We start from the raw sequence: 24,869 nt of genomic DNA, 5'->3' as shown, positions 1-24,869 counted from the left end.
CTTCATGGAACCTCCTCGGGAAAGGGGACGAGAAAATTCCACTTCTGGCGTCAGCTAATGGGCGGGGGGATTACCCAAGCAACGCGAGTTCCAAGCGCACGGTGTTGTTACTGCGCGGCCGGCGTTGACCGTGCGCATCCAAGTCGCCGGCCAAGCGCTCGTCGCGGAAGCGAGCAACGATCTCTGCGGTCACCGCCGCCAATGAATAACAGCCCAGATGTTTGATCAGAACTTCGGCACGGCGCACTTCACTGATCTGCGTGACAGGCCGCTTGCCTGGCGTGACTTCGGCCAGGTATCGCCGCATCGCAGCTTCAACGGTAGTGCGCTCGGATCCGGCGCGGCGGATGTACACACCGCGCACCATCTCATCCTCGGTGCGCCTAGCCCAGTCCTCGGCATCACGCTTGGTGCGGAATGTCTTGATCGCAGGAGGCCATCCAGTCTTACGGATGACGGCCTTCCAAGAACCTGCGGGGGTTTTTACGAGTGTTGCCATAGGTCTCTACTTCCCGGACTGTACCGAAAATGTACCTTTGGCCTCTCTCTTAAGATGTGACGCGTCAGCAAATCATTGATTTAACTGGTGGGCCCACCAGGATTCGAACCTGGAACCAAAGGATTATGAGTCCTCTGCTCTAACCGTTGAGCTATAGGCCCGGCAGGTGGGTGGCGAGATGCGGGGCATGTCGGACCGTCCAGCTGAGGCGAAAGTTTACCTGTCCGCGCGCGTCGCTGTCTGCTGGCATCAGGCGCCGATGGGAGAAGTGCCCGCATCCACCTGCGCTTGGGCATGCACACACAAAAAAGCCCGGCGCAAGCCGGGCTTTTGAATTTGGACGCGGTCAGTGTGCGCTGTGCACCATTGGCGATGCAAGATCCGGAACTGCAAGCGCCTAATCAATCAGCACCTCAGCAATCCCGAATCCCCACTCCCCAATCCCGGCTGCTAAGCCATCTCAAGCTGCGCATCGACCAACTGCCGGCCTGCGCGGAATCCCTGCGCAATGGCCTCCTGGTAGGTCTCCCAGCCCGGTTCCCGGCCATCGATCCGTGGCTCACGCTTGCCACCCAGCGCGTACACGTCGACCCATAGCGTCCACATGGCACCCGGGGACGCCTGCTCGGCGCGTACGCGAATCTCGTGCTCGCGGTATGTGGTGGTTTCAAAGCGGCTTTGCCTGCTCATACGACGGTCTCGTTCCATTCGTCCATCAACTTAGAAGCCACGGTTAGAACGTCACGTGAGCCTGGAAGAAACGTCGGCTTCATGTTGCGCTACCGTCCGGCTTCGTCGCCGAGGCGTGAATGCCCCATGCGCCATCCCCGACGGATGCGTGGTTCCAAGAATGTCCATCCGGCGGAGCATAGCCTGCGGCACGCCCCACAACGCAACAGCCCCGCAAGTGCGGGGCTGTTGTGTGATCACTGCACCGATACGACGACTGGATCAGTCGATGTCCAGGAACGAGCGCAGCTGTTCCGAACGGCTCGGGTGACGCAGCTTGCGCAACGCCTTGGCCTCTATCTGGCGAATCCGCTCGCGGGTGACGTCGAACTGCTTGCCGACTTCTTCCAGCGTGTGATCGGTATTCATGTCGATACCGAAGCGCATCCGCAGCACCTTGGCCTCGCGCGGGGTCAGCCCGGCCAACACGTCACGCACCGTCTCGGAGAGATTGATGTTGGTGGTGTTGTCGATCGGGGACTCCACGTTGGTGTCCTCGATGAAGTCGCCCAGATGCGAATCCTCGTCGTCGCCGATCGGAGTTTCCATCGAGATCGGCTCCTTGGCGATCTTCATCACCTTGCGGATCTTGTCCTCGGGCATGTCCATTTCCTTCGCCAGCTCCTCCGGCGTGGCCTCGCGGCCGAACTGCTGGAGCATCTGGCGGGAAATGCGGTTCAACTTGTTGATCGTTTCGATCATGTGCACCGGAATACGGATGGTGCGCGCCTGATCGGCGATCGAACGGGTGATGGCCTGGCGGATCCACCACGTTGCATACGTCGAGAACTTGTAACCGCGGCGGTATTCGAACTTGTCCACGGCCTTCATCAGGCCGATGTTGCCTTCCTGGATCAGGTCGAGGAACTGCAGGCCGCGGTTGGTGTACTTCTTGGCGATGGAGATGACCAGGCGCAGGTTGGCCTCGACCATTTCCTTCTTGGCCTTGCGTGCCTTGGCTTCGCCATAGGCCATCGCGCGGCTGATCTCCTTGATCTCGCCCAGGGTCAGGTAGTTGGCCTTCTCCATCTCGATCGAGCCCTGCTGCTCGGAGACGATCTGGTCCTTGACGTCGCGCAGCGCCGACGACCACTTCTGCTTGCGCTTGAGTGCGTCTTCCACCCATTCCAGATTGGTCTGGTTGCCTTCCCAGGAGCGGATGAAATCCTTGCGCGGCATGCGTGCCACGGTGGTGGCCAGGTGCAGCACCTTGCGCTCGTGGTCCTTGATGCCGTTGACCACGCCACGCAGCTGGGTGACCAGCGCATCGGTCAGCGGCAGCGGCAGCTTGAGCGTGGTGAAGATGGCAGCCATGTCCTCGCGCGCCTTGACCACCAGCTTGTGCTCGGCGCCGTTCTTGGCATAGATCTTCTTGAACTTGGCGTATTCGTTGGCCAGGTTCTCCATGCGCGTGGCCACTTCCACCGGGTCCGGACCGGTCGGGCCGGCCTCTTCCTCGGCAGCGTCGTCATCGCCGTCTTCGTCGTCGTCTTCATCGACCGCGTCTTCGTCCACGGCGACCGGGCCGGCGGCGGCCAGCGCAGCAGCGGCGGCGTCGGCTTCCTCGATCAGGTCATTGAAGCCGACCACGATCTCGGCCAGACGCTTCTTGCCTTCCTTATGCGCTTCGTAATCGGCCAGCAGCATTTCGGTCGACAGCGGGAACACACCCAGCGCTGCCTGGACCTGGCTCAGGCCTTCTTCGATCCGCTTGGCGATGGCGATTTCGCCTTCGCGGGTCAGCAGCTCGACCGTGCCCATTTCGCGCATGTACATGCGCACCGGGTCGGTGGTGCGGCCACCTTCGGTGTCGAGCGCGGTCAGCGCGGCGGCAGCTTCTTCGGCTGCGGTGTCGTCAACCTCGCGGTTGCCGGTGTTGCCATCGTTGAGCAACAGGGTTTCAGCATCGGGCGCAACTTCATGGACATCGATGCCCATGCCGTTGATCATGCTGATGATGTCTTCGATCTGCTCCGGGTCGACCAGGTCGTCGGGCAGGTGGTCATTGACTTCGGCGTAGGTCAGATAGCCCTGTTCCAGGCCCTTGCTGATCAGTAGCTTGATGTCGGATTGCTGGGCAGGACGTTCGTTGGCCATGAGTGCTCGCGCCACCGGCTTTGAGATTGGAAAGAGAACCTAGCATTATACCAGCGTGAAGCCCGGTCTGCCGGATTCAAGACAGGACCGCTGGTGGACGTGGGTTTCTAGGGTCTGAGAAGGAAGGTCACCGGGCCATCGTTGACCAGGTCGACAACCATATGGGCCCCAAAGCGCCCGGTTTCCACCCCGCCGCGATGTTTTTGACGGCAGATCGCCACCAATTGATTGAACGCCCGTTCAGCCTCCAACGGCGGCGCCGCCGTGCTGAAGCCGGGGCGATTGCCGGAACGGGTGTCCGCGGCCAGGGTGAACTGGCTGACCAGCAGCAGGCCGCCGCCGGTGTCGGTGAGTGAGCGGTTCATCTTGCCGGCGTCGTCGGCAAACATGCGGTAGCCGAGCAGGCGCTCGGCCAGCCGCCGGATCTGCGCGTCGCTGTCGCCGGGCTCGACCCCGACCAGGGCCAGCAGCCCGGGACCGATCTGTCCGACGGTCTGCGCATCGACCGTGACTGCGGCGCGGGTGACACGTTGGATCAGCGCAAGCATGGGCACTCTCAGGCAGCAAACCGTGCCGCGCAGCATGCCCAGCACGGTTGGCACTGTCACGCGCGGGCCTTGGCCGGCCGCGCTGTTTAGAATTGCGCGGATGAAACCCGATGTTCGCGCTCGCCTGCTCTACGCCACCGCCGCCACCGTGGGCCGCCTGCCGTGGCCGTTGCTCAAACGTATGGCCGATGCGCTGGCCTGGAGCTGGCGCAAGCTCAATGCGCGCGAGGCGCGCGTGGCGCGGCGCAACCTGGAACTGGCGTACCCGGAACTGGATGGCGGCCGGCGCGCACAGCTGCATGCGCAGGTGCTGCGTTCGACCGCGCGGCAGACGCTGGAAGTGCTGCGCACCTGGACCTGGCCGCCGGCCGAGAACCTGGCGCGACTGCAGCGCAATGGCCAGGAACTCTACGACGCGGCGCTGGCCTCCGGGCGCGGCGTCATCGTGGCCGCGCCGCACTTCGGCAACTGGGAGCTGCTCAACCAGTGGCTGTCCGAACGCGGGCCGATCGCCATCGTGTACCGCCCGCCCGAATCGGACGCGGTGGACGGCTTCCTGCAACTGGCCCGTGGCGGCGACAACGTGCGCCAGGTGCGTGCCGAAGGCCCGGCCGTGCGGCAGTTGTTCAAGGTGCTCAAGGACGGTGGCGCGGTCGGCATCTTGCCCGACCAGCAGCCGAAAATGGGCGATGGCGTGTTTGCGCCGTTCTTCGGCATCCCGGCCCTGACCATGACCCTGGTCAACCGACTGGCCGAGCGCACCGGCGCGATCGTGCTGTATGGCTGGTGCGAACGCACCGGTGGCGACCTGCAATTCGCGCTGCATGTGCAGCCGGCCGACCCGGCGGTGGCCGACGCCGACCCGGTGCGCGCCGCCAGCGCGCTCAACGCAGGCATCGAACAGATCGCCCGGCGCGACCCGGCGCAGTACCAATGGACCTACAAGCGCTACACGCTACGCCCGCCGGGCAGCGGCGAGCCCAATCCGTATGCGACCGAGCGGCATCCACACTGACCCCGGCGGGCTGCAGACAGATCCGCTTGCGCAAAGTGCCGCCGCCGTTGCGGCGTCGGCAACCACCGTCGCAGGCTCAATCGTCGTGCGGATCGGCCGGGGTGGCCAGGATGCGCTGATAGAACGCCAGATCCAGCCAACGGCCGAACTTGAAACCGGCCTCGCGCACGGTGCCGGCGTGGGTGAAGCCGAACTGTTCGTGCAAGGCGATGCTGGCCTGATTGCTGGCATCGATACCGCCGACCAGCACATGCACGCCGCGCTGTTCTGCCGCCGCGATCACGCCCTGCAACAGCAGGCGTCCCAGGCCCTTGCCGCGATGGTCGCGGTGCACGTAGATCGAATGCTCGACGCTGTACTTGAACGCCGGCCAGGCGCGGAAGGTGCCGTAGCTGGCAAAGCCCATCAGGCTGCCGTCGGCCGCTTCCACCCCGATCACCGGAAAGCCGCCCGCGCGCTTGGTCGCAAACCAGCCGACCATGCTCTCCGGTGGCCGCGGCTTGTAGTCGTACAACGCGGTCGAGTTGGCGATGGCGTCGTTGAAGATCTCCAGGATGGCGCTGGCGTGGCGGTCTTCGCTGCAGTCGATGAGAGGCATGGGGTCCGGTGCGGGCAGAGGGTCCTGGGATTAAAAGGCATTGCCGGGCGATGAACAACGCAGCCGGCATGCAACCAATCCACGCCTGCCGCGCAACTCAAACGGCGGGCGCTGGATGCAGCGTTCCGCCCGGCCGTGGCGACTGGCGATTGCGAACCACGCGACAATGGCCGCACGCGGCAGGCAACGGCCGCGGCGGCGTCCGCCTTGAAGCGGCCGTGGCAATCCCCATCTGGAGTCGTGCATGAGCAGCCCCGTCCCCTCCCCCAGCGCACAGGCCTTCGGTGATCCGGCCGCGATCCGTTGCGAGCGCGCCGCCTCCGAACTGCGCGCCGGCCGCCCGGTACTGCTGACCGCGGCCAACGGGCAGGCACGCGCGGTATTGGCATTGGATAGCAGCACCGCGCAGTCGTATGCGGCCTTCGCACGTGCGGCGCAGCGGCGGCACTATCTGTTCGTCACCCCGACCCGCGCCCAGGTGCTGGGCCTGAACGCCCCGCAGGGCGCACGCGTGGCGCTGGTCGAACACGACTACGACCAGCTCGCTGCCCTGGCCTACCTGCGCGACACCCCGGTCCCGACGCAGTGGACCCCGGGCGATGCGCTGGACGCAGGCGCGGTGGAGATCGCGCGGCTGGGACTGCTGCTGCCGGCGATGCTGGCCGTGGAGCTGCACGCTGCGGACGACCACGCCGCCTTTGCCGGCTGCCAGTCGCTGGCACTGGACGATCTGGGCAGCGGCTGCGCCACATCCGCCGCGGCCGGCTACGAGCTGGTCACCCGCACGCCGGTACCGTTGCGCGGGCTGGGGATGAGCGAGTTCGTGGTGTTCCGCGGCGGGGTGGCGCAACGCGACCAGGTGGCGATCGTGGTCGGCCAGCCCAACCTGTCGGCCGCAGTACCGGTGCGCGTGCATTCCTCCTGCCTGACCGGCGATCTGTTCGGCTCGCTCAAATGCGATTGCGGCGACCAGCTGCGGCATGGCCTGGCCAAGCTGAAGGAGCTCGGCGGCGGCGTGCTGCTGTATCTCGACCAGGAAGGCCGCGGCACCGGCATCGCCGCCAAGATGCGCGCGTACGGCTACCAGCATGCCGGCCTGGACACCATCGACGCCGATGCGCAACTGGGCTTTGGCCCGGACGAGCGCCGCTACGGCAGTGCGGTGGCGATGCTGCGCGGCCTGGGCATCGGCCGGATCCGGCTGCTGACCAACAATCCCGCCAAGGCCGAGCGCCTGCGCGCGGCCGGTATCGCGGTCGAAGACCGCATCCCGGTGACCGGCGACATCACTGCGGAAAACGAGCAGTACCTGCGCACCAAGGCCGCGCGCGCCGGGCATGCGCTGGATGTGGACGCGCTGATTCTGGCCGCGCAGTAAGCGCCGCCTGCGCCGGATGCGCCCGCCCTCGGCGCCCGGCTATGCTTGCGCACCGCTTCTGCAGGCCAGCCTTGTGCACGACGCTCCACCGCCGCACCCCGAGGTCATCGTCACCGCCGCGCCGGCAGAGGGTCCGGCCGTGGACCACACGCAGTGGCAACCGCTACCGCAGCGCGGGGCCTATGTGGCCGGCGTCAACGGCGCACTGGGCGGCGGATGTGCCGGGCTGATCGCGGCCGGTGTGACCGCCACGGGGTTGCACGCCTGGCATCACTGGCCGCTGGTGCTGGGCCTGACCGTGGTTGCCGCGTTGCTGGGCGCGTGGTTCGCGGTCAAGCGGCATCGGCTCACCCACTGGAAACTCGACCACCACGGGCTGGCGCTGCAACGCGGTCATCTCTGGCAGAGCGACACGCGCATTCCGATTTCGCGCGTGCAGCACGTGGACCTGCGCCGCGGCCCGATCGAACGCGCCACCGGGCTGACCACGCTGGTGGTGCATACCGCCGGCAGCCGGCTCAACGCGGTGGCGTTGTCCGGCCTGGATCAGGGCGATGCCGAACGCTTGCGCGACCGCCTCGCCCGCCAGCTCGATCACGACGACGACGCACTGTGAGTGCCATCGGACATCCCGGCCAGGACGAGCAGCGCCTGCATCCGTTGTCGTGGGTGTTCGTGCTGTTGCAGCAGATCCGCCAGTTCCTGATTCCGCTGGCGGCGTTGATCCTGTTCGGCAGCCGCGATGGCAGCCGCGACTCGGCCGACCACATCGCCACCGGCGTGGTGATGGCGGTGCTGGTGGCAATCTCGGTGCTGCGCTATTTCACCTACCGCTACCGCATCGGCACCGATGGCGTGGCGATCCGCAGCGGGCTGCTGGAACGCAGCCGGCGCGATATCCCGTTCGCGCGCATCCACAACGTGGTGGTGCATCAATCGCTGCTGCACCGGCTGGCCGGGGTGGCCGAAGTGCGCCTGGAATCGGCCGGCGGCCACAAGCCCGAAGCGGAAATGCGCGTGCTGCGGCTGGACCAGGCGCTGGCACTGGAAGACCTGATCCGTCGCCGCACGCATGACGCCGACGCCAGTACGCCGCAGCCCAAGGCCGACAGCAACAGCTTGCTGCGCCTGCCGATGGGCGAAGTGATCCGGCTGGGGCTGATCTCCAATCGCGGCATGGTGGTGGTGGCTGCCAGCTTCGGCGTGATCTACCAGATGATCCCGCGCCGCACGGTGTCCAACTTCGTCGAACACAACGGCGAACTGGCGTACCGCTACGTCAGCCAGATCCATCCGGGGACGGCTGTTGCCGCAACCTTGGTCGTGCTCGGCACCCTGGCCGTCTTGATCGCAATGCGCGCGCTGTCGGTGGCCCTGGCGGTGGCGCAATACCACGGCTTCCACCTCAGCCAATCCGAGCGCCGCCTGACCGTGGAGCGCGGCCTGCTGACGCGCATCCGCAGCAGTGTGGCGCTGCGGCGCATCCAGTCGTGGACGTTGTACGAAAGCCGCCTGCATCGCCTGTTCGGCCGTCGCCAGTTGCGGGTGGAGACCGCAGTGGCCGGCACCGCCGACAGCGAAGGCAGCGCGTTGAAGGAACTGGCGCCGATTGCCGCCCCACAGCGCTGCGATGCCCTGTTGCAGCGCCTGCTACCGGGGATTGCCTGGCCGCCTGCGCAGTGGCAGGCGATCGCCACGCACTGCTGGTGGCGATTGAGCCTGCCCACGCTGTTGGTGCTGCTGCCGCTGGTGATCGGCCTGGCCTGGCAATTCGGCAACCAGGCGGCGTGGTTGCTGCTGTGGTTGCCGTGGAGTGCGTTCAAGGCGCATCGCCAGGTGCACCGCATGGGCTATGCGGTGGATGCGCGGTTTGTCGCCGTGCGCGGCGGCTGGTGGAAACGCTGGTGGCGGCTGGCCGAGCTGGACAAGCTGCAGGCGCTGCAACTGCAACGCTCGCCGCTGGATCGTCTGTCCGGCACCGCAACGCTGTGGCTGGACACTGCCGGCGCCAGCCCGACTGGCCCGGGGTTGTGCCTGCGCTTTGTGCCGTTGGCGCAGGCGCAGGCACTGCAGGCCCAGTTGGGTGCGGCGTTGATGCGGCGCAAGCTGCGTTGGTGAATCGGGAATCGGGAATGGGGAATCGGGAATCGGGAATCGGGATTGGGTGAAGTGCTGATTGGCGGCGATAGCTCGTCAACGCGCAACTAGCAGCGATCAGCGTTGTGCCGGGCCCCAGTAACCGAGCTCGCGGCGGATCTGCAGGCCTCGCCACACTGCGCCCAACGGCTTGCGCCGCAGTGGACCGAGCTTGCCGGCGATGAAGTCCTCGGTCGCTGCAATCACCCGCTCCGAGGACTGCCCGTCGCGATACGGATGGATCGCGTCGGCATAACTGGCGAGCGCGCTGCGCAGCGCCGCATCCGGCGCCAGCGCGCGCGCCAGCTGCTGCGGTAATTGTTCGGGCTGTTGAAAGTCCAGCATATGCGGCTGCGGCACGCGGTTGCGGAAGGTCACCACCGGTTTGTGCTGCACCACAAACTCGGACACGATCGATGAGGTATCCGACACCAGCACATCGGCCGCACGCTGCGCGGCCATGACGTCTTCCGGTTCGACAAAGCATGCATGCGGTCCGGCCAACGCACGATAGCGATCGAACAGTTCCGGCGCGCACTTCGGATGCAGGGTCAGCAGCCAATAATGCGCACCGCGCGCGATATCGGCGGCGATTTCGTCATAGAGCGCGGGCGCAGCGCTCAAGCGCTCGGTAAACGTGGAGCCGAACAAAATCACCGGCCGCCCGTTGGCGGGCGCGCGCAGTGCAGCGCTGCGTCCGCCATCGTCGCGAAACACCGGGTCGAGCTTGGGCCAGCCGGTTTCGACCACCGCGAAATGCCCTTCGCGCTCGGCCAGTGCGCGAAACGGCGCAGTGGTGGCCGGGCCCTGCGTGCAATACAGATCGAACAGTCCACGCACGCGGAAATGCCCACGGTTGTCTTCGCGTTTTTGCACATTAAAACCATGGAACAGCTGCACCTTGGCGCCGGCAATGAATGGCGGCACCCAGTTGGCTGCGCTGAACACCGCATGCGGGCGCTGCGCCAGCGCCTCGCGCAGGCCGACCTGGCGCACATCCGGCAACACCAGCCCGTGCGCACCGCCCTCGAACCAGGCCGACACGGCGTGCCCGCGGGCCTGTAATGCCTGCGCCAATGGCGCCAGAATAGGCAACGCGTAACGCTCCGTTGCGAACAGCAGGTATTGAGCCATCACATGTCCTCTTCGACCGCACCCGACGAACGGCCGCGCATCAGCGCCTGCATTATCGCGTTCAACGAGGCCGATCGCCTACGCGACTGCCTGCGCTCGCTGGCGTTCTGCGACGAGATCGTGGTGGTGGACTCCGGCTCCACCGATGCCACCGTGACGCTGGCCACCGCACATGGCGCACGCGTCCTGCAGCGCGCCTTCGATGGCTACCGCAGCCAGAAGGCGTCCTGCGTGGCGCAGGCCAGCCACGACTGGGTGCTGTGCCTGGATGCCGACGAGCGCGTCAGCGATAGCCTGCGTACATCGATCATTGCCGCGCGCGATGGCGGTTTTGCCGGCGCGGCCGGCTATCGCTTTGCACGGCTGTCGGCGTATTTCGGCCGGTTCCTGCGCCATGGCAATGCCTATCCGGATCGGGTGCTGCGATTGTTCGATCGACGCCGCGGCGGCTGGCGCGGCAAGCGCGAGATCCACGAAGCGGCCAGTGTCGACGGGGCGGTCATGACCCTGGCGGGCGACCTGATCCACTACCCCTACCGCTCGCTGGCGCAGCAACTGGCCAAGACCCAGCGCTACGCGCAGATGATGGCCGAGCACGACTACGCGCGCGGCAAGCGTGCGACCTGGAGCAAGCTGGTGCTGGCGCCGGCCTGGCGCTTCTGGCGCGGCTACCTGCTACGCGGCGGGTTTCGCGACGGCTGGCATGGATTGATCTACGCCTACGTCCGCGCCAATTACGTGCGCCAGAAGACCATCATGTTGTGGCTGCTGCAGCACAACCAGCCGGTGCAGGACCCACCGCGTGCGGACGATCGTCGCGGCGACTAAGAGCGGCCAGCAACACGACTGCGCTCGCCGCCCGGCAGCGCGAGCGGCATTCGAAACCGGCAGTCCACAAACGTCTAGTCCAGTGATAGGCGCAAACCCCAAAACCACCGCAAGGCCGCTCGCTAGGCCTTGTCGGCCGCGCGAGCCGAGAGCTCCTGCGCCTGGCGCGCTGCCAGGCCGACCAGCACACCGACCATCGACGTGTAGAAGCTGGCCGATACCTGATGCGCAAACATCGACTGGGTCAGTCCGCACAGCGCATAGCTCACCACGATCATCACACCGGCCGCTGCCGGTCCGCGAAACTGGCGCTGACCGCTGCGGCGATGCAGCCGCACGAAGATCCACAACGGCACGCCGTAGACCGCAAACAGCAGCAACAAGCCCGGAATACCCTGGGTGGCGCCCCACTCGGCCAGATCGTTGTGCGCATGGCCCAGATGACAGCGCAGCAGCCAGGTGTCGCCGGCGCACACCGGCAGCTCGCGCATCGCATCGTCGAAGCGCCCGACGCCGATGCCGGTCAGCGGATGCGCGCGCAAGGTGTCCCAGGCCACATGCAGGCGCTCGATACGGGCACCGGCGGACGAGTCGCTGTCGCCGACCTCATAGCGCTGCAGGTCGCTCTGCAATTCGCCGAGCCGCATCTGCTCGGTCAAGGCCGGCACGCTGAGCACCACGCCCACCGCCAGTACCGCACTGCCGACGAAGGTCAGCAAGCGCAGGCGTGCGCTCTGCCAGGGCGCGCCCCAAATCAGCACGCCCAGGGTCACCAGCAACGACAACCACACCCCGCGACTGCCGCTGAGCACGATCACCACCACCGTGGCGATGGCCGCGCCCACCAGCCAGCGCACGTGGCCGACCGGACGGCAGAACACCGCTACCACCAGCAGCATCAGCGCGATATCGGCAAACACGATCGCATTGGTCCAGCCTTCTGCGCGGGGGGCCCCGTTCATCACCTGCAGCATGGCGATCACCATTGCCGCGAACACGCCGGCCAACGCGCCGCGCCATAGCCAGATCTGGCGCGGCTGCAGTGCGTACGCCCACACCGCCGCCCACGGCAGCACCAGAAAGCGCGAGCGATTGTCGACATCGCGCAGCCCGTGTTCGAACAGCACGATCGACAGCAGCGACATCGCGATCACCGCCACCGTCAGCCAGCCCAGCGCGCGCACCGACCAGCTACGCGCGACGACGCCCGCGCGCAGGCTGCGCCAACCCACCAGCGAGCCAAGCAGCAGGCACAGCCCGAAGGGCAGCAAGCCGCTCGGCATGTTGACCACCAACGCGGTCAACGCAAAGACACCCAGTTCGGCAATGCCCACACCTGCTGGTGATGCAATGGGGGCCGAGGAGGAAAGTGCAGCGGGCTGGGTGGGCAAGGAATTCATTCAGACATCGGTGGCGAATGGGGGTGACATCGGGCAGCACGCGTCAGCGACGCCGGCCAAGCTAACGATGCCCCGCATGAATCCATGCTAGACAGCGGCCGGCGACGGCATTGACGGGCCGGCGATCGCGGCGGAAACCTGCGCTGCGCCGGCTCATTCGGTGTCCAGGTTGCCCTGCTCCTGCGCTTCCACCGCCCGCTGCTCGGTACTCGCCACGCAGCTGCCGTGCACGGCATCGGCCGGCACCAGCCACCAGCGACGGCGATTGGCCACCCCCACCATCTGGCTGCGGCTGCGGTCCACGCAGGCCAGCAGCGCGGTCTCCTGCGCCATTAGCCAACGTTGATCGGGACGCTCTGCCTGCCAGGCAACCGCCCGCTGCAGCTGTTGTTCCCATGGCACCTTGAAGCCGAAGGTCTGCGCGGGGCGGTCGGCCATCAGCAGGTTCTGCTCTTTCCAGGCCACCAGCCCGAGCTGCGCGTCCTGGCCGATCCGACGCCCGGCCTCGCGCATCACCGCGCCGGCCGAACTGGAATCGTTGAAGATCGGATAGCAGACCAGCCCGAACGCCACCCACCACGCGCCCAGCAGCGAGGCGGCGGCAAGCGCGGAACGGCGCACCCGCAGCAGCAACAGGCTGGCCACGCCCCACAGGCCGACCGCCAGCAGCAGCCAGCCGAGCGGGTCGGTGGCCTCGCTGCCGACCCCGCGGCTGTCCATGATCTTCTGCTCGAACCCCGGGTGCCCGATCAGCATCGCCGCACCGCCGACAACGAAGGCCACCGTCAGCAGCACCACGAATCCGAACAGCAGCCGCTGCACCCCGGCGCGACGCAGCAGGCCTGCCGCCAGCGGCGCCAGCGCCAGGCAGAACATCGGCAGCGCCGGCAGGATGTACACGTCGCGCTTGCCGTTGGGAATGGTGAAGAACACCAGCACCAGCAGCCACCAGGCCAGCGGCAACAGATAGCGCGCATCGCGTCGCCTGAGCCGGCGCCACCAGGCCGGGATCGCCCAGGGCAGCAACAGGATGGTCGGCAGCCACATCGTGGCCATGCCCTTGAAGTGGTACCAGACCGGCTGCGCGTGATCCCAGGAATTGGCGTAACGCTTGGCGGTCTGGCGCAGCAGGATGTCGTTGAGATAGACGCGGTACTCGGGCTGGCCGGCGGTCAGCGCGGTCGCCATCATCGGCACGAACCACAGCAGGATCGCGACGAAGAAGAACAGCGGCCCCAGCCAGAAACGTCGATCGCGCACACGCACGCGCACGCCCGGCCAGCCGCGCGCGGCCGCAATGCCGGCCGGGATCAGCATCAGCAGGGCGATGATGCCGACCCCCTTGGTGATCACGCCCAGCCCGGCGGCGAACCAGCCCAGCGTCCACCAGCGCCAGGCCGGCCCCAGCAGCAGATGGCGCAGCAGTCCGTAATTGGCCAGGGTGATCCAGAACACCACCAGCGGATCGATCTGCGCCTTCTTGGCCTGAAAGGTGAAGTGCAGCGTGAACAGCAGCATCCAGGCCGCATAGGCACCCACGCGCCGCGTCCAAAGCCGCCGCCCCAGGTCGTACACGCAGGCCAGCGTGCCCAGCGCCGCCAGCAGCGACGGCAGCAGGAACGCCACCCGCCAGTTGCCCAGCAGCATGTAGAACGCCGCCTGCAGCCACATCAGCATCGGCGGCTTGTCCGAATACAGCTCGTTGCCGCGATGCGGGAACAGCCAGTCGCCGCTCATCACCATCTGCTTGGCGACCAGTGCAAACCGCGGCTCGTCCGACGGCCAGGGGTCGCGCAGTCCCAGGCCGGCACCGATCACCAGCACAGCCGTGATGGCCAGCAGCCAGAAATCCTTGGAAGCACGAGTCTTGAGCATGACGGGCGGCGATGGGAGCGGAGGTGGAGCGCCGGGATCGGCGCGCGGTCAGGACGCTTTTAGCAAAAGCGCGTAGAAAAAACCGTCGCAGTGCTGCTCGCCGGGGAAACGCTGGCGTCCGGCACCGGCCGCATGCCCGAATTGCGCACCCAGCGGCTGCGCCCGGGCGTCGGCAGTACGTTGCAGGAAGGTATCCACCTGCGCCTGGTTCTCGCGCGCAAGCAGGGAACAGGTGGTGTAGAGCAACTGCCCACCCGGTCGCAGCGTGCGCCAGGTGGCATCGAGCAGACGCGCCTGCAACGCGCACAAGGCGTCGATATCGTCGGCACGGCGATGCAGCAGCACGTCCGGCTGACGGCGCACCACGCCGGTGGCCGAACATGGCGCATCCAGCAGCACCGCATCGAACGGCTGGCTGTCCCACCATGCGTGGGTCTCGGCCGCGTCGGCCGCATGCAAGCTCACCTGCGCGCCCGGTACGGTGCGCTGCAAGGTCTGCTGCACCCGCTCCAGCCGGCGCGCATCCACGTCCAGCGCGGTGAGCTGCAGGCCAGGATGGCGTTCCAGCAGATGCGCGGCCTTGCCGCCGGGCGCGGCGCAGGCATCAAGCACACGCGCCGATGGCGCCAGCGTCAGCGCATCGGCGACCTGCTGCGCGGAGCCGTCCTGCACCGAGACATCGCCCTCGGCAAAGCCCGGCAACTGGCTCACCGGCACCGCGCTGTGCAGACGCACCGCATCCGGCAACACCGCGTCCGTTTCGGCGGCGATACCCAACGCGGCCAGACCTGCGACATAGCCGGCCGGGTCGATCCGCGAGCGCTGCACGCGCAGCCACATCGGCGCCATCTGCGCGCTCGCCACGAAGATGGTCTCGGCTTGGTCGCCCCAATCGGCGCGCAGTTGATTGCGCAGCCAGGACGGCCAGCCCGCATCGGCGGACACCGCCGGAAACCCCTCGCGCTGGGCGCGCCGCAGGATCGCGTTGACCATGCCGGCCTGACGCGGCCGGCCCAGCGCGCGGCACGCGTCCACGGTGGCCGACAAGGCCGCATGCGCGGGCAGCTGCAGCACGTCGAGCTGGGCGAAGCCGGCCATCAGCAGCGCCTTCAGTTCGGCATCGCGCGGCGGCAACGGGCGTTCCAGCCATTGCCGCAATGCCACGTCGTAGGCCGGGCGGCGGCGCAGCACCGCAAAGCAGATCGCCTCCACCAGCGCGCGGTCGCGTGGATCGCTCAAGCCCGGCAGGGTCGCGGCCAGTTCGGCCTTGAGCGAGCGGCCCTGGTCGAACACGGCCGTCAGCACCCGTGCCGCGGCCAGACGCGAGCCCACGCCCGCCATTGCGGTCTCTGCCGGCATCAGCGCAGCGCCGGCAGGTCGCGGCGTGCGTTGAGGTAGTCGGCAGCGGTGATCGCCTTGCCGCCCTCGCGCTGCAGCACGCGCACCCGCAGCGCGCCCTGCCCGCAGGCGATGTCGATGCCCTGCTTGCTGGCGGCGAGCAGGGTGCCCGGCGCCTGCTGATGGGCCAGCTCCAGCGCCACCGCGCCATGCAGGCGCACGCGCTCGCCGGCCAGGACCGCCTCGGCCACCGGCCATGGATTGAACGCGCGCACGCGCCGTGCCAGTTCCTGCGCCGGCTGCGCCCAGTCCAGCCGCGCCTGCGCCTTGTCCAGCTTGTGCGCGTAGGTCACGCCCTCAGCCGGTTGCGGTTGCGCCACCGGACGGATGCCGGCACGCAGCAAGCCCAGGCCATCGGACAGCACCTGCGCGCCCAGTGCGGCCAGGCGGTCGTGCAGCTGCCCGCCGGTTTCCTGCTCGCCGATTGCGATGCGCTGCGACAGCAGCACCGGGCCGGTATCCAGCCCGGCTTCCATCTGCATCAGGCAGACGCCGGTTTCGGTATCGCCGGCCTCGATCGCGCGCTGGATCGGCGCGGCGCCACGCCAGCGCGGCAACAACGAGGCATGCACGTTCCAGCAGCCATGGGTTGGTGCAGCCAGTACCGCCTTGGGCAGGATCAGGCCGTAGGCCACCACCACCATCAGGTCGGCATTGAGCGCGCGCAACGTGGCCAGGGCCTCGGGCGAGCGCAACGTCTGCGGCTGCAACACCGGGATGCCACGCGCGATCGCCTCCAGCTTGACCGGCGACGGCGTCAACCCGCGGCCACGGCCGGCAGGCCGATCCGGCTGGGTGTAGACCGCCACCACTTCATGCCGCTGCGCGGCGGCGCGCAACGAGGCGACGGCAAAATCCGGCGTACCGGCAAATACGATTCTCATAGGGCGGGGGTTCGGGAGTGGGGATTGGGGAGTCGCAAGGGCGGATTCGGCAATCGGTGAGAGAACCGGCTTTGCGAATCCCGACTCCCAAATTCCAAATCCCCGCCGTCAGGCCACGTGTTTACGCTGCTTGGCCAGCTTCTTGCGCACCATTTCGCGCTTGAGCGGCGACAGGTAATCGACGAACAGCTTGCCGTCCAGATGGTCCATCTCGTGCTGGATGCACACTGCCAGCAGGCCATCGGTGCTCAGTTCCTGCGCCTTGCCGTGGCGGTCGAGATAGCGCACGGTGATCGCATCGGCGCGGGCGACATCGGCATAGATGCCCGGTACCGACAGGCAGCCTTCCTGATAGACCTGCTCGCCCTGCCTGCTCACGATTTCCGGGTTGACGAACACCTGCGGGAGATTCTTCTCGTCGCTGACGTCGATCACCATGAAACGCTTGTGCACATCCACCTGACTGGCGGCCAGGCCGATGCCGGGCGCCTCGTACATGGTCTGGAACATGTCGTCGAGCAGGGTCTGAAATGCCGGGCTGGTGAGCTCGGCGGCATCGACCGGCACGGCCTTGGTGCGCAACCGCGGGTCGGGGAATTCGAGGATAGGGAGCAAAGCCATGGGATTACCCGTCTGGGAACACCGGCGCTGAGCCGGCAAGACGCTGTCATTCTAGCGCAATGCTTGCGTGGCGCCCCGGTTTCTGGACTATAGTGCGCGGACCTGTTGGGGAATCAGGCAAGAAGGCACTCATGTTGAACCGACTTCGTACGGTCGTCGCTGCGGCGATGCTGACCGTCGCGACCTACGCTGCCGCGCAAGCGGTGGGCGAACATCCAGACACCTACGTGGTCCGCAAGGGCGATACCCTGTGGGACATCGCTGGACGTTTCCTGCAAAAACCGTGGTTGTGGCCGGAAATCTGGCAGGCCAACCCGCAGATCCAGAATCCGCACCTGATCTATCCCGGTGACGTGATCAGCCTGGCCTACCTGGATCGCGTCGCCAAGGGCACCGTCCAGCCCGGCCCGCGCCAGGAAGCGCCGATCAACGCGATTCCGTTGGCGGATGTCGAGCCATTCCTGAAGAACCTGCGCGTCACCGACGACTTCGACCAGCTGCCGTATGTGGTGGGTCTGGAAGGCGGCCGCACGCGCGCCACCACCGGCCAGGTGGCCTATGTGGTCGGCCTGGACAATGCACAGCCGGGCCAGCGCTTTGCGGTGGTGCGCCCGACGGTGAAGTTCAGCCTGCCCAAGCACAACGAAGACCTCGATGCGGCCGGCAACATCACCGCAGGCGCCGGCAACATCTGGAAGAACTACATCGCGCCGAGCACGCGCCGCGAGTTCCTGGGCTACGAACTGGCACAGGTCAATGTCGGCACCATCACGCGCAGCGCGGCGGGCGGCAACTCCAAGGCGGCCACCCTGCTGCTGCAGGACAGCGGCCGCGAGGTACGCGCCGGCGATCGCATCGTCGCCGTCGAGGCGCAGCCCTACGACCTGCAGTTCATCCCGCATCCGCCGTCGGAACAGGCCCTGCAGACCGAATTGCGGGTACTGGCCATCTCCGATGCCTTCACCGTCGGCGGCACCCGCGACGTGATCGCCATCTCCGGCGGTGCCCGCGAAGGCATCAACAACGGCACGGTGTTCTCGATCTGGCGCAAGGGCCGCACGGTCAGCGACCGCGTCAAGCACTCGCGCTTCTCGCGGACCGACGACGACTTCAGCGGCCCGGCCGGCTCCACCGTCGGCCTGCCCGACGAATACGCCTCGCACGCGATGGTGTTCCGCACCTTCGACAAGGTCAGCTATGCGCTGGTGATGGAAAGCGTCAAGCCGACCGGCCTGGGCTACTTCGTCAAGCATCCCGACGCGCAGTAAGCAAAAATTCCGATGCGGTAATGCGACGGCGCCTGAGGGCGCCGTCGGCGTATGCGGCCTACGCTGGCCCCATGAACCTGACCGCTCCCGACCTGCGTTCACTCCTGATGTTGGTGCTGGCTGGCGGCCGCCGACCGCCGCGACGGGCGCTGCTGACGACGGCCAGCGCACCGGCCGAGATCCTGGCGGGCGGATCCGAAGCATGGCGTGCTGCCGGCTGCGACGAAGAGCAAGCAGCGCGCCTGCAAGCCCCAGACAAGCAACTGCTGGACGCGGCGCTGCGCTGGTGCGATCAACCCCGACACCACGTCATCGGCTGGAGCGATCCCGACTACCCCGCCCTGCTGCGCCACATCGTCAACCCGCCGTTGGCCCTGTTCGTGGACGGCGACCCGAACGCGCTGTGGCACCCGGGCGTGGCCGTGGTCGGCAGCCGCTCCGCCACCGCCGGTGGCCGCGACCACACCCGTGCATTCGCCTCCAGTCTTGCCGGCGCCGGCCTGGCCATCGTCAGCGGCATGGCCGCCGGCGTGGATGCGATCGCACACGAGGCCGCGCTTGCCCGCACCGATGCCATCACCGTGGCGGTGGTGGGTACCGGCACGGATGTGGCCTACCCCGCGCATCACCAGTCCCTGCGCGATCGCATCGCCGCACGTGGCGCGGTGGTCAGCGAGTACCTGCCAGGCACCAGGCCGGTCGCGGGGCACTTCCCGGCCCGCAACCGGATCATCGCCGGGCTGGCCCTGGGCACTCTGGTGGTGGAAGCGGCCATGCGCTCAGGGGCGCTGATCACCGCGCGGCTGGCGGCGGAGGCCGGGCGCGAGGTATTCGCCCTGCCCGGCTCGCTGCACAATCCACTCGCGCGTGGCTGCCATCACCTGATCCGGCAGGGCGCCACCCTGGCACAGGAGCCGGCCCAGATCGTCGACGGCCTGCGCCTGCTGTCGGGCGAACTGGCCGACGCCTTGCGCAAGCGCCTGGCCGCCCCCACTGATCAGGCCAGGACGCCGCCGCCGCAGGCCGGTACGGCGCGCTCGGACCCGGACTACCAGCGCTTGTGGCAGGCGCTGGGCCACGACCCAACCCCTATGGATTCCCTGGTCGAACGCACCGGATTGACGGCCGCCGCGCTGTCCTCCATGCTGCTCATCATGGAACTGGAGGGAGACGTGGTCGCCGAGCACGGTCGCTATACCCGCAATCCCTAGTTTCTTCACCTCCACAGCGTCGCGCGACGCAGGCCGAGGGGCAATGAAAGAGAGCATTCTTGATGTACTGCTGTACCTGTTCGAACATTATTTCAGCGAAGATGCGGACCTGGTTCGCGACCGTGACTCGCTTCAGAATGGCCTGATCCAGGCCGGTTTCAGTCCCGCAGAAATCAGCAAAGCCTTCGATTGGCTGGACGCGCTCTCCGAGCAGCGGCCCAGTGTCGCGCGCCCGCATGTCGATGGACCGGTACGCATCTATCACGGCCCGGAACTTGACAAGCTCGACGTGGACTGCCGTGGATTTTTGCTGTTTCTGGAACAACACCGCATTCTGGACGCCGACCAGCGCGAGCTGGTGCTGGACCGCGCCATGGCCCTGGATCAGGACGAACTGGACCTGGACGACCTCAAATGGGTGGTCTTGATGGTGCTGTTCAACCAGCCGGGCGCTGAAGCGGCCTACGCCTGGATGGAAACGCAGATGTTCCTGGACGAGCCTGAACCCGTACACTGAGGCGGAAGCCGCAACGGAAGCGTGCGAGGGGACGGCAATGAGCAGTTGGTATTACGCCGAGGGCAACCGCCACCGGCGTGGCCCGGTGGCCGACGAGGCCTTGCTGGCGCTGTATCGCGATCACGCGATCGCACTGGACACCCTGGTCTGGCGCGAAGGATTAGCCCGATGGGCGCCGCTGTCTGCGTGCGCCGACGAGCTCGGGCCACCGATTTCCACCGATGTGCGCGCCGCAGTATTGCCGCCGCCAATCCCGCTGGTTCCGCCAGGTGCTGGTCATAGCGCCGCCACCAGTTCGCCTTCTTCGTCAGCGTATCGCCTGCCCGGCAACGGGCCAGGGTGGCCGCTGGCAGTGGTGTTGGGCGCGGTGGTGGGCATGTTCGTGCTGGTGGCGATGATCGGCATCCTGGCCGCGATCGCGTTGCCGGCGTATCAGGACTACACCGCGCGTACCAAGGTCGCCCAGGCGATCACGGCGCTGGCGCCCTTGAAGCCGCAGATCGCCGGATTTCTCGCCCAGCAAGGCCGCTGCCCGGTCAATGGCGACGTCGGCTTCCTAGCGCCCGAGCGCTATGCCAACGACGTCCTGACCAGCGTGCAGATCGGCCATTTCGACACCACCAACTGCGGAGTCGAGGCGCTGCTGCATGCGCCGACAATGGCCAGGATCGACGGCAAGGCGATGTGGCTGGATTTCGACGCGGACGCCGGCACCTGGCAATGCAGCTCCGAGATCGACGACGACCAACTTCCGCCGGACTGCCGCGGCTAGTCAATCGCTTTACCCAAGGGGACTTCAATGACGCAGTGGTACTACGCCGACGCACAACGCGAGCGCCAGGGGCCGGTGGACACGGACACGCTACGCGCGCGCCTGTCCGAAGGTTTGATCGATGCATCCAGCCTGGTCTGGCGCGAAGGCTTGCCGCAGTGGGTTGCACTTGGCGAGGTCGCGGCCGAGCTGGGCGTCGCCACGGCCGTGCCAATGCCTCCCGCGCCGGCCGGAGATGCGTCCGTGGACGTTCCGCACAGTGCGCCGCAGGCGACGGTTGACCCGGCCAGCCCCCCGGTGGACAGTGCGCCAGCCGCAGCCACGCCGTTTGCCGGCGCTGCTGCAGACGCTGCGCTAGGGCAGACCGAACCTGGCCTTGCCGATCAGCCTGCAGTGGTCGATCACCAGCAGCGTCCGCCGAGCGGGCACGCTGCACCGGCAGATGCTGCAGCGGTCGATCCAGTGGCATGGGCCACCACGCCGGCAGACGCGGCCACAACTCCAGCGGCCTCAAACCCGATCCTGACCAACACCGCGGACGCGCCTGCGACGCCTGCCCATGCCTCCTCGCAAACACCCGCCGGCGTGCCACTTCCGGACGCCTGGGGCTCCGCCGCCGTGCCCGCAGCCACCGCTGCATTGCGCGATGCCCCGGTTGTCTACGCCGGCCTGTGGCGGCGCGTGGCCGCCAGCATCCTGGACAGCCTGATCACCAGCTTTGCGGTGTACCTGATCGTGATTCCGTTGGTGTTCGTCGTGGCGCTGGCGACCACCCGGGGCGATTCCGGTTCGGCGCTGGACGACGGCAGCGCGCTCGGCATCGCCATCCTGGTGCTGTCCTATGGCATCGGCCTGGCGATCCCGACGCTGTATTTCGCCTGGATGCAGTCCAGCCGGCATCAGGCCAGCCTGGGCAAGCTCGCCTGCGGCATCAAGCTGGTGCGCGCCGACAGCAACGGCGGCCGGGTCGGTTTCTGGCGCAATGTGCTGCGCTATCTGGCCTACATGCTGATCAGCGTGCTCACCCTGGGCATCGGCCTGATCGTGGCGGCGTTCATGGCCGGCATGACCGCGCGCAAGCAGGCTCCGCACGACAAGGTGTGCGACACCCTGGTGGTGGACCGCTGGGCGTTCACGGATCACCCGGAGCGGCAATCCAGCGGTCTGGATACGGTCACCATCGTGGTTCTGGCCATCTATGCGGTGATGCTGGTGATCTCGATCGTGGTGGTGGGCTTCATGCTGGCCGCCATCGGAATGAGCCAGAACTAGCAGTTCGCGGCCCTGGCCGCTTGACACGGCGGCGTCCGCCGTGATCTTTCTAATTAAGAGAACTGAACGCCCGGGCCCGGGCTCGTTTCCCGGGCGTTGACCTGTGGGAAACAGTCGATCTGCTTCCCTCCACCGGCCAATTAGGCCACGCTACCCGCCCCCCGGGCTCTGCCCAAAGAATTCGCCACCATGCCCAAGCACCTGCTCATCGTCGAATCGCCTGCCAAGGCCAAGACGATCAATAAATACCTCGGCAAGGACTTCACCGTCCTGGCCTCGTATGGGCACGTGCGCGATCTCGTCCCCAAGGAGGGCGCGGTCGATCCGGACAATGGCTTTGCGATGCGCTACGACCTGATCGAGAAGAACGAGAAGCATGTCGAAGCCATCGCCCGCGCGGCCAAGAGCGCCGACGACATCTATCTGGCGACCGACCCGGACCGCGAGGGCGAGGCGATCAGCTGGCACATCGCCGAGATCCTGAAAGAGCGCGGGCTGCTCAAGGACAAGACGATGCAGCGGGTGGTGTTCACCGAGATCACCCCGCGCGCGATCAAGGAAGCCATGCTCAAGCCGCGTGCGATCGCGGTCGACCTGGTCGATGCGCAGCAGGCCCGTCGCGCGCTCGACTATCTGGTCGGCTTCAACCTGTCGCCGGTGCTGTGGCGCAAGGTGCAGCGCGGGCTGTCGGCCGGCCGCGTGCAGTCGCCGGCGCTGCGCATGATCGTGGAGCGCGAGGAAGAGATCGAAGCCTTCATCGCACGCGAGTACTGGTCCATCGATGCGCATTGCCGGCATCCGTCGCAAGCGTTCAATGCGCGCCTGATCAAGCTGGACGGTCAGAAGTTCGAGCAGTTCACCGTCACCGACGGCGATACCGCCGAGGCGGCGCGGTTGCGCATCCAGCAGGCCGCGCAAGGCGTGCTGCATGTCACCGATGTGGCCAGCAAGGAGCGCAAGCGCCGCCCTGCCCCGCCGTTCACCACCTCCACGCTGCAGCAGGAAGCCTCGCGCAAGCTCGGCTTCACCACCCGCAAGACCATGCAGGTGGCGCAGAAACTGTACGAAGGCGTGGCGCTGGGCGACGAAGGCTCGGTCGGTCTGATCAGCTATATGCGTACCGACTCGGTGAACCTGTCGCAGGACGCGCTGGCGGAGATCCGCGATGTGATCGCGCGCGATTTCGGCACCGCCTCGTTGCCGGACCAGCCCAACGCCTACACCACCAAATCCAAGAACGCGCAGGAAGCGCATGAGGCGGTGCGTCCGACCTCGGCGCTGCGTACCCCGGCGCAGGTGGCGCGCTTCCTATCCGACGACGAGCGCCGCCTGTACGAGTTGATCTGGCGCCGCGCCGTGGCCTGCCAGATGATCCCGGCCACGCTCAACACCGTCAGCGTCGATCTGTCGGCCGGCAGCGAGCACGTGTTCCGCGCCAGCGGCACCACAGTGGTGGTGGCGGGCTTCCTGGCGGTCTACGAAGAAGGCAAGGACACCAAGAGCAGCGAGGACGAGGACGAAGGCCGCAAGCTGCCGCTGATGAAGGCCGGCAACAACATCCCGCTGGACCGCATCGTCACCGACCAGCATTTCACCCAGCCGCCGCCGCGCTTCACCGAAGCGGCACTGGTCAAGGCACTGGAGGAATACGGCATCGGCCGGCCGTCCACCTACGCCTCTATCATCCAGACCCTGCAGTTCCGCAAGTACGTGGAAATGGAAGGCCGCAGCTTCCGCCCCACCGACGTGGGCCGTGCGGTCTCCAAGTTTCTGTCCGGGCATTTCACCCGCTATGTGGATTACGACTTCACCGCCAAGCTCGAAGACGACCTGGATGCGGTCTCGCGTGGCGAGGAAGAGTGGATCCCGTTGATGGAGAAGTTCTGGGGCCCGTTCAAGGAACTGGTCGAGGACAAGAAGGATTCGCTGGACAAGACCGACGCCGGCAGCGTGCGCGTGCTGGGCACCGACCCGGTCAGCGGCAAGGAAGTCAGCGCGCGCATCGGCCGGTTCGGCCCGATGGTGCAGATCGGCACCGTCGAAGACGAGGAAAAGCCCACCTTCGCCTCGCTGCGGCCGGGCCAGAGCATCTATTCGATCTCCATCGAAGACGCGCTGGAACTGTTCAAGATGCCGCGCGCCCTGGGCCAGGACAAGGAGCAGGATGTCAGCGTCGGCATCGGCCGCTTCGGCCCGTTCGCGCGCCGCGGCAGCGTCTATGCCTCGCTGAAGAAGGAAGACGACCCGTACACCATCGACCTGGCGCGTGCGGTGTTCCTGATCGAGGAGAAGGAAGAGATCGCGCGCAACCGCGTGATCAAGGACTTCGAAGGCAGCGACATCCAGGTGCTCAATGGCCGCTTCGGCCCGTACATCAGCGATGGCAAGCTCAATGGCAAGATCCCCAAGGATCGCGAGCCGGCCACGCTGACGTTCGAAGAAGTGCAGCAGTTGCTGGCCGATACCGGCAAGCCGGTGCGCAAGGGCTTCGGCGCCAAGAAGGCCACGCTCAAGAAGAACGCGGTGAAGGATTCGGCCAAGGAGGCCAAGGACGCCGCCAAGAAGACCGCGGTCAAGAAAACCGCCACCAAGACGGCGGCGAAGAAGGCGCCGGCCAAGAAGGCCGCTGCCAAGAAGGCCACCAGGCGCGTGGTCAAGAAGACCGTGAGCAAGGCCGCAGGCTAAGGGC

General features: G+C 66.9%; 20 protein-coding genes, 1 tRNA gene and 2 pseudogenes. 11 read left to right on the top strand and 12 right to left on the bottom strand.

Annotated features, from left to right (window positions below; all coding sequences use genetic code 11):
* Positions 1-73 precede the first annotated feature (73 nt).
* The 5 genes and pseudogenes from LL972_RS07390 to dtd all read right to left on the bottom strand — a co-directional run.
* Positions 74-499: pseudogene (locus tag LL972_RS07390) on the bottom strand (site-specific integrase); the annotation flags it as partial.
* 85 nt (positions 500-584) lie between these two features.
* Positions 585-660 (bottom strand) — tRNA-Ile (locus tag LL972_RS07385).
* 289 nt (positions 661-949) lie between these two features.
* Positions 950-1,272, bottom strand: a pseudogene (locus LL972_RS07380) (DUF6566 family protein).
* Positions 1,273-1,450: 178 nt separating this feature from the next.
* Entirely contained in the window at positions 1,451-3,325 is a 1,875-nt protein-coding gene (gene rpoD / locus LL972_RS07375; RefSeq protein WP_016902493.1) for an RNA polymerase sigma factor RpoD, read from the bottom strand.
* Positions 3,326-3,432: 107 nt separating this feature from the next.
* Entirely contained in the window at positions 3,433-3,873 is a 441-nt protein-coding gene (dtd, locus tag LL972_RS07370) for a D-aminoacyl-tRNA deacylase (RefSeq protein ID WP_228327024.1), read from the bottom strand.
* Here dtd and LL972_RS07365 point away from each other — a divergent pair.
* Positions 3,872-4,888, top strand: coding sequence for a lauroyl acyltransferase (locus LL972_RS07365; RefSeq protein ID WP_228327023.1), 1,017 nt, complete (start codon positions 3,872-3,874; stop codon positions 4,886-4,888). The genes dtd and LL972_RS07365 overlap by 2 nt on opposite strands.
* A 76-nt stretch (positions 4,889-4,964) precedes the next feature.
* Here the strand turns inward: LL972_RS07365 and LL972_RS07360 are convergent, their stop codons facing one another.
* The gene (locus LL972_RS07360; protein WP_228327022.1) at positions 4,965-5,486 is read right to left on the bottom strand and encodes a GNAT family N-acetyltransferase; all 522 of its coding nucleotides are present in this window, start codon (positions 5,484-5,486) and stop codon (positions 4,965-4,967) included.
* Positions 5,487-5,730: 244 nt separating this feature from the next.
* On the opposite strand from LL972_RS07360, the gene ribA reads away from it, so the two are divergent.
* From ribA to LL972_RS07345, 3 genes are all read left to right on the top strand, one after another.
* Entirely contained in the window at positions 5,731-6,864 is a 1,134-nt protein-coding gene (gene ribA, locus LL972_RS07355) for a GTP cyclohydrolase II RibA (protein WP_228327021.1), read from the top strand.
* Positions 6,865-7,003: 139 nt separating this feature from the next.
* The gene (locus tag LL972_RS07350) at positions 7,004-7,480 is read left to right on the top strand and encodes a PH domain-containing protein (RefSeq protein WP_104584141.1); all 477 of its coding nucleotides are present in this window, start codon (positions 7,004-7,006) and stop codon (positions 7,478-7,480) included.
* Positions 7,477-8,982: a PH domain-containing protein gene (locus tag LL972_RS07345; RefSeq protein ID WP_228327020.1), complete on the top strand. Its 1,506-nt coding sequence runs from the start codon at positions 7,477-7,479 to the stop codon at positions 8,980-8,982. Before LL972_RS07350 ends, LL972_RS07345 begins: the two co-directional genes overlap by 4 nt.
* A gap of 96 nt (positions 8,983-9,078) precedes the next feature.
* On the opposite strand, the gene LL972_RS07340 is transcribed toward LL972_RS07345, so the two are convergent.
* Entirely contained in the window at positions 9,079-10,137 is a 1,059-nt protein-coding gene (locus LL972_RS07340) for a CDP-glycerol glycerophosphotransferase family protein (protein ID WP_228327019.1), read from the bottom strand.
* On the opposite strand from LL972_RS07340, the gene LL972_RS07335 reads away from it, so the two are divergent.
* On the top strand, positions 10,138-10,962 hold the full coding sequence (locus LL972_RS07335) for a glycosyltransferase family 2 protein (RefSeq protein WP_228327018.1): 825 nt from the start codon (positions 10,138-10,140) through the stop codon (positions 10,960-10,962).
* 122 nt (positions 10,963-11,084) lie between these two features.
* On the opposite strand, the gene LL972_RS07330 is transcribed toward LL972_RS07335, so the two are convergent.
* The 5 genes from LL972_RS07330 to def all read right to left on the bottom strand — a co-directional run bounded on the left by LL972_RS07330 (position 11,085) and on the right by def (position 17,140).
* Positions 11,085-12,362, bottom strand: coding sequence for an O-antigen ligase family protein (locus tag LL972_RS07330; RefSeq protein ID WP_228327017.1), 1,278 nt, complete (start codon positions 12,360-12,362; stop codon positions 11,085-11,087).
* A 153-nt stretch (positions 12,363-12,515) separates the two neighbouring features.
* Positions 12,516-14,237, bottom strand: coding sequence for an ArnT family glycosyltransferase (locus LL972_RS07325; RefSeq protein WP_228327016.1), 1,722 nt, complete (start codon positions 14,235-14,237; stop codon positions 12,516-12,518).
* Positions 14,238-14,285: 48 nt separating this feature from the next.
* Positions 14,286-15,596: a 16S rRNA (cytosine(967)-C(5))-methyltransferase RsmB gene (gene rsmB, locus LL972_RS07320; protein ID WP_228327015.1), complete on the bottom strand. Its 1,311-nt coding sequence runs from the start codon at positions 15,594-15,596 to the stop codon at positions 14,286-14,288.
* Positions 15,596-16,519: a methionyl-tRNA formyltransferase gene (gene fmt, locus LL972_RS07315; protein ID WP_228327014.1), complete on the bottom strand. Its 924-nt coding sequence runs from the start codon at positions 16,517-16,519 to the stop codon at positions 15,596-15,598. Before fmt ends, rsmB begins: the two co-directional genes overlap by 1 nt.
* A 108-nt stretch (positions 16,520-16,627) precedes the next feature.
* Positions 16,628-17,140, bottom strand: a complete 513-nt coding sequence (gene def, locus LL972_RS07310) for a peptide deformylase (protein ID WP_228327013.1) — start codon at positions 17,138-17,140, stop codon at positions 16,628-16,630.
* Between the two features lie 131 nt (positions 17,141-17,271).
* Here def and LL972_RS07305 point away from each other — a divergent pair, with 131 nt between their 5' ends.
* The 6 genes from LL972_RS07305 to LL972_RS07280 all read left to right on the top strand — a co-directional run bounded on the left by LL972_RS07305 (position 17,272) and on the right by LL972_RS07280 (position 24,865).
* Positions 17,272-18,408 (top strand): LysM peptidoglycan-binding domain-containing protein, encoded by a 1,137-nt coding sequence (locus LL972_RS07305; protein WP_228327012.1) that lies wholly within the window; start codon positions 17,272-17,274, stop codon positions 18,406-18,408.
* A 71-nt stretch (positions 18,409-18,479) separates the two neighbouring features.
* A complete protein-coding gene (dprA, locus tag LL972_RS07300) occupies positions 18,480-19,619 on the top strand; it encodes a DNA-processing protein DprA (protein ID WP_228327011.1) in 1,140 nt (379 codons plus the stop codon).
* A 43-nt stretch (positions 19,620-19,662) separates the two neighbouring features.
* Positions 19,663-20,136, top strand: a complete 474-nt coding sequence (locus tag LL972_RS07295; protein WP_003484452.1) for a DUF494 family protein — start codon at positions 19,663-19,665, stop codon at positions 20,134-20,136.
* A 37-nt stretch (positions 20,137-20,173) separates the two neighbouring features.
* A complete protein-coding gene (locus LL972_RS07290; protein ID WP_228327010.1) occupies positions 20,174-20,908 on the top strand; it encodes a pilin in 735 nt (244 codons plus the stop codon).
* A 27-nt stretch (positions 20,909-20,935) separates the two neighbouring features.
* Complete coding sequence (locus LL972_RS07285; RefSeq protein ID WP_228327009.1) at positions 20,936-22,180, top strand: RDD family protein; 1,245 nt, start codon at positions 20,936-20,938, stop codon at positions 22,178-22,180.
* Positions 22,181-22,369: 189 nt separating this feature from the next.
* Positions 22,370-24,865, top strand: a complete 2,496-nt coding sequence (locus tag LL972_RS07280) for a DNA topoisomerase I (protein ID WP_228327008.1) — start codon at positions 22,370-22,372, stop codon at positions 24,863-24,865.
* Positions 24,866-24,869: the final 4 nt, after the last annotated feature.

The sequence above is a fragment of the Xanthomonas campestris pv. asclepiadis genome (genome assembly GCF_020784175.1).
GTDB classification, from domain to species: domain Bacteria; phylum Pseudomonadota; class Gammaproteobacteria; order Xanthomonadales; family Xanthomonadaceae; genus Xanthomonas; species Xanthomonas campestris_D.
This window is presented reverse-complemented; position numbering and strand designations above follow the sequence as displayed.

Coding starts and splice junctions, on each gene's coding strand:
- LL972_RS07290 (WP_228327010.1), top strand. CDS start 20,174: ATGAGCAGTTGGTATTACGCCGAGGGCAACCGCCACCGGCGTGGCCCG.
- def (WP_228327013.1), bottom strand. CDS start 17,140: ATGGCTTTGCTCCCTATCCTCGAATTCCCCGACCCGCGGTTGCGCACC.
- dprA (WP_228327011.1), top strand. CDS start 18,480: ATGAACCTGACCGCTCCCGACCTGCGTTCACTCCTGATGTTGGTGCTG.
- LL972_RS07330 (WP_228327017.1), bottom strand. CDS start 12,362: ATGAATTCCTTGCCCACCCAGCCCGCTGCACTTTCCTCCTCGGCCCCC.
- LL972_RS07295 (WP_003484452.1), top strand. CDS start 19,663: ATGAAAGAGAGCATTCTTGATGTACTGCTGTACCTGTTCGAACATTAT.
- LL972_RS07285 (WP_228327009.1), top strand. CDS start 20,936: ATGACGCAGTGGTACTACGCCGACGCACAACGCGAGCGCCAGGGGCCG.
- fmt (WP_228327014.1), bottom strand. CDS start 16,519: ATGAGAATCGTATTTGCCGGTACGCCGGATTTTGCCGTCGCCTCGTTG.
- LL972_RS07365 (WP_228327023.1), top strand. CDS start 3,872: ATGGGCACTCTCAGGCAGCAAACCGTGCCGCGCAGCATGCCCAGCACG.
- dtd (WP_228327024.1), bottom strand. CDS start 3,873: ATGCTTGCGCTGATCCAACGTGTCACCCGCGCCGCAGTCACGGTCGAT.
- LL972_RS07325 (WP_228327016.1), bottom strand. CDS start 14,237: ATGCTCAAGACTCGTGCTTCCAAGGATTTCTGGCTGCTGGCCATCACG.
- rpoD (WP_016902493.1), bottom strand. CDS start 3,325: ATGGCCAACGAACGTCCTGCCCAGCAATCCGACATCAAGCTACTGATC.
- LL972_RS07280 (WP_228327008.1), top strand. CDS start 22,370: ATGCCCAAGCACCTGCTCATCGTCGAATCGCCTGCCAAGGCCAAGACG.
- LL972_RS07335 (WP_228327018.1), top strand. CDS start 10,138: ATGTCCTCTTCGACCGCACCCGACGAACGGCCGCGCATCAGCGCCTGC.
- ribA (WP_228327021.1), top strand. CDS start 5,731: ATGAGCAGCCCCGTCCCCTCCCCCAGCGCACAGGCCTTCGGTGATCCG.
- rsmB (WP_228327015.1), bottom strand. CDS start 15,596: ATGCCGGCAGAGACCGCAATGGCGGGCGTGGGCTCGCGTCTGGCCGCG.
- LL972_RS07305 (WP_228327012.1), top strand. CDS start 17,272: ATGTTGAACCGACTTCGTACGGTCGTCGCTGCGGCGATGCTGACCGTC.
- LL972_RS07360 (WP_228327022.1), bottom strand. CDS start 5,486: ATGCCTCTCATCGACTGCAGCGAAGACCGCCACGCCAGCGCCATCCTG.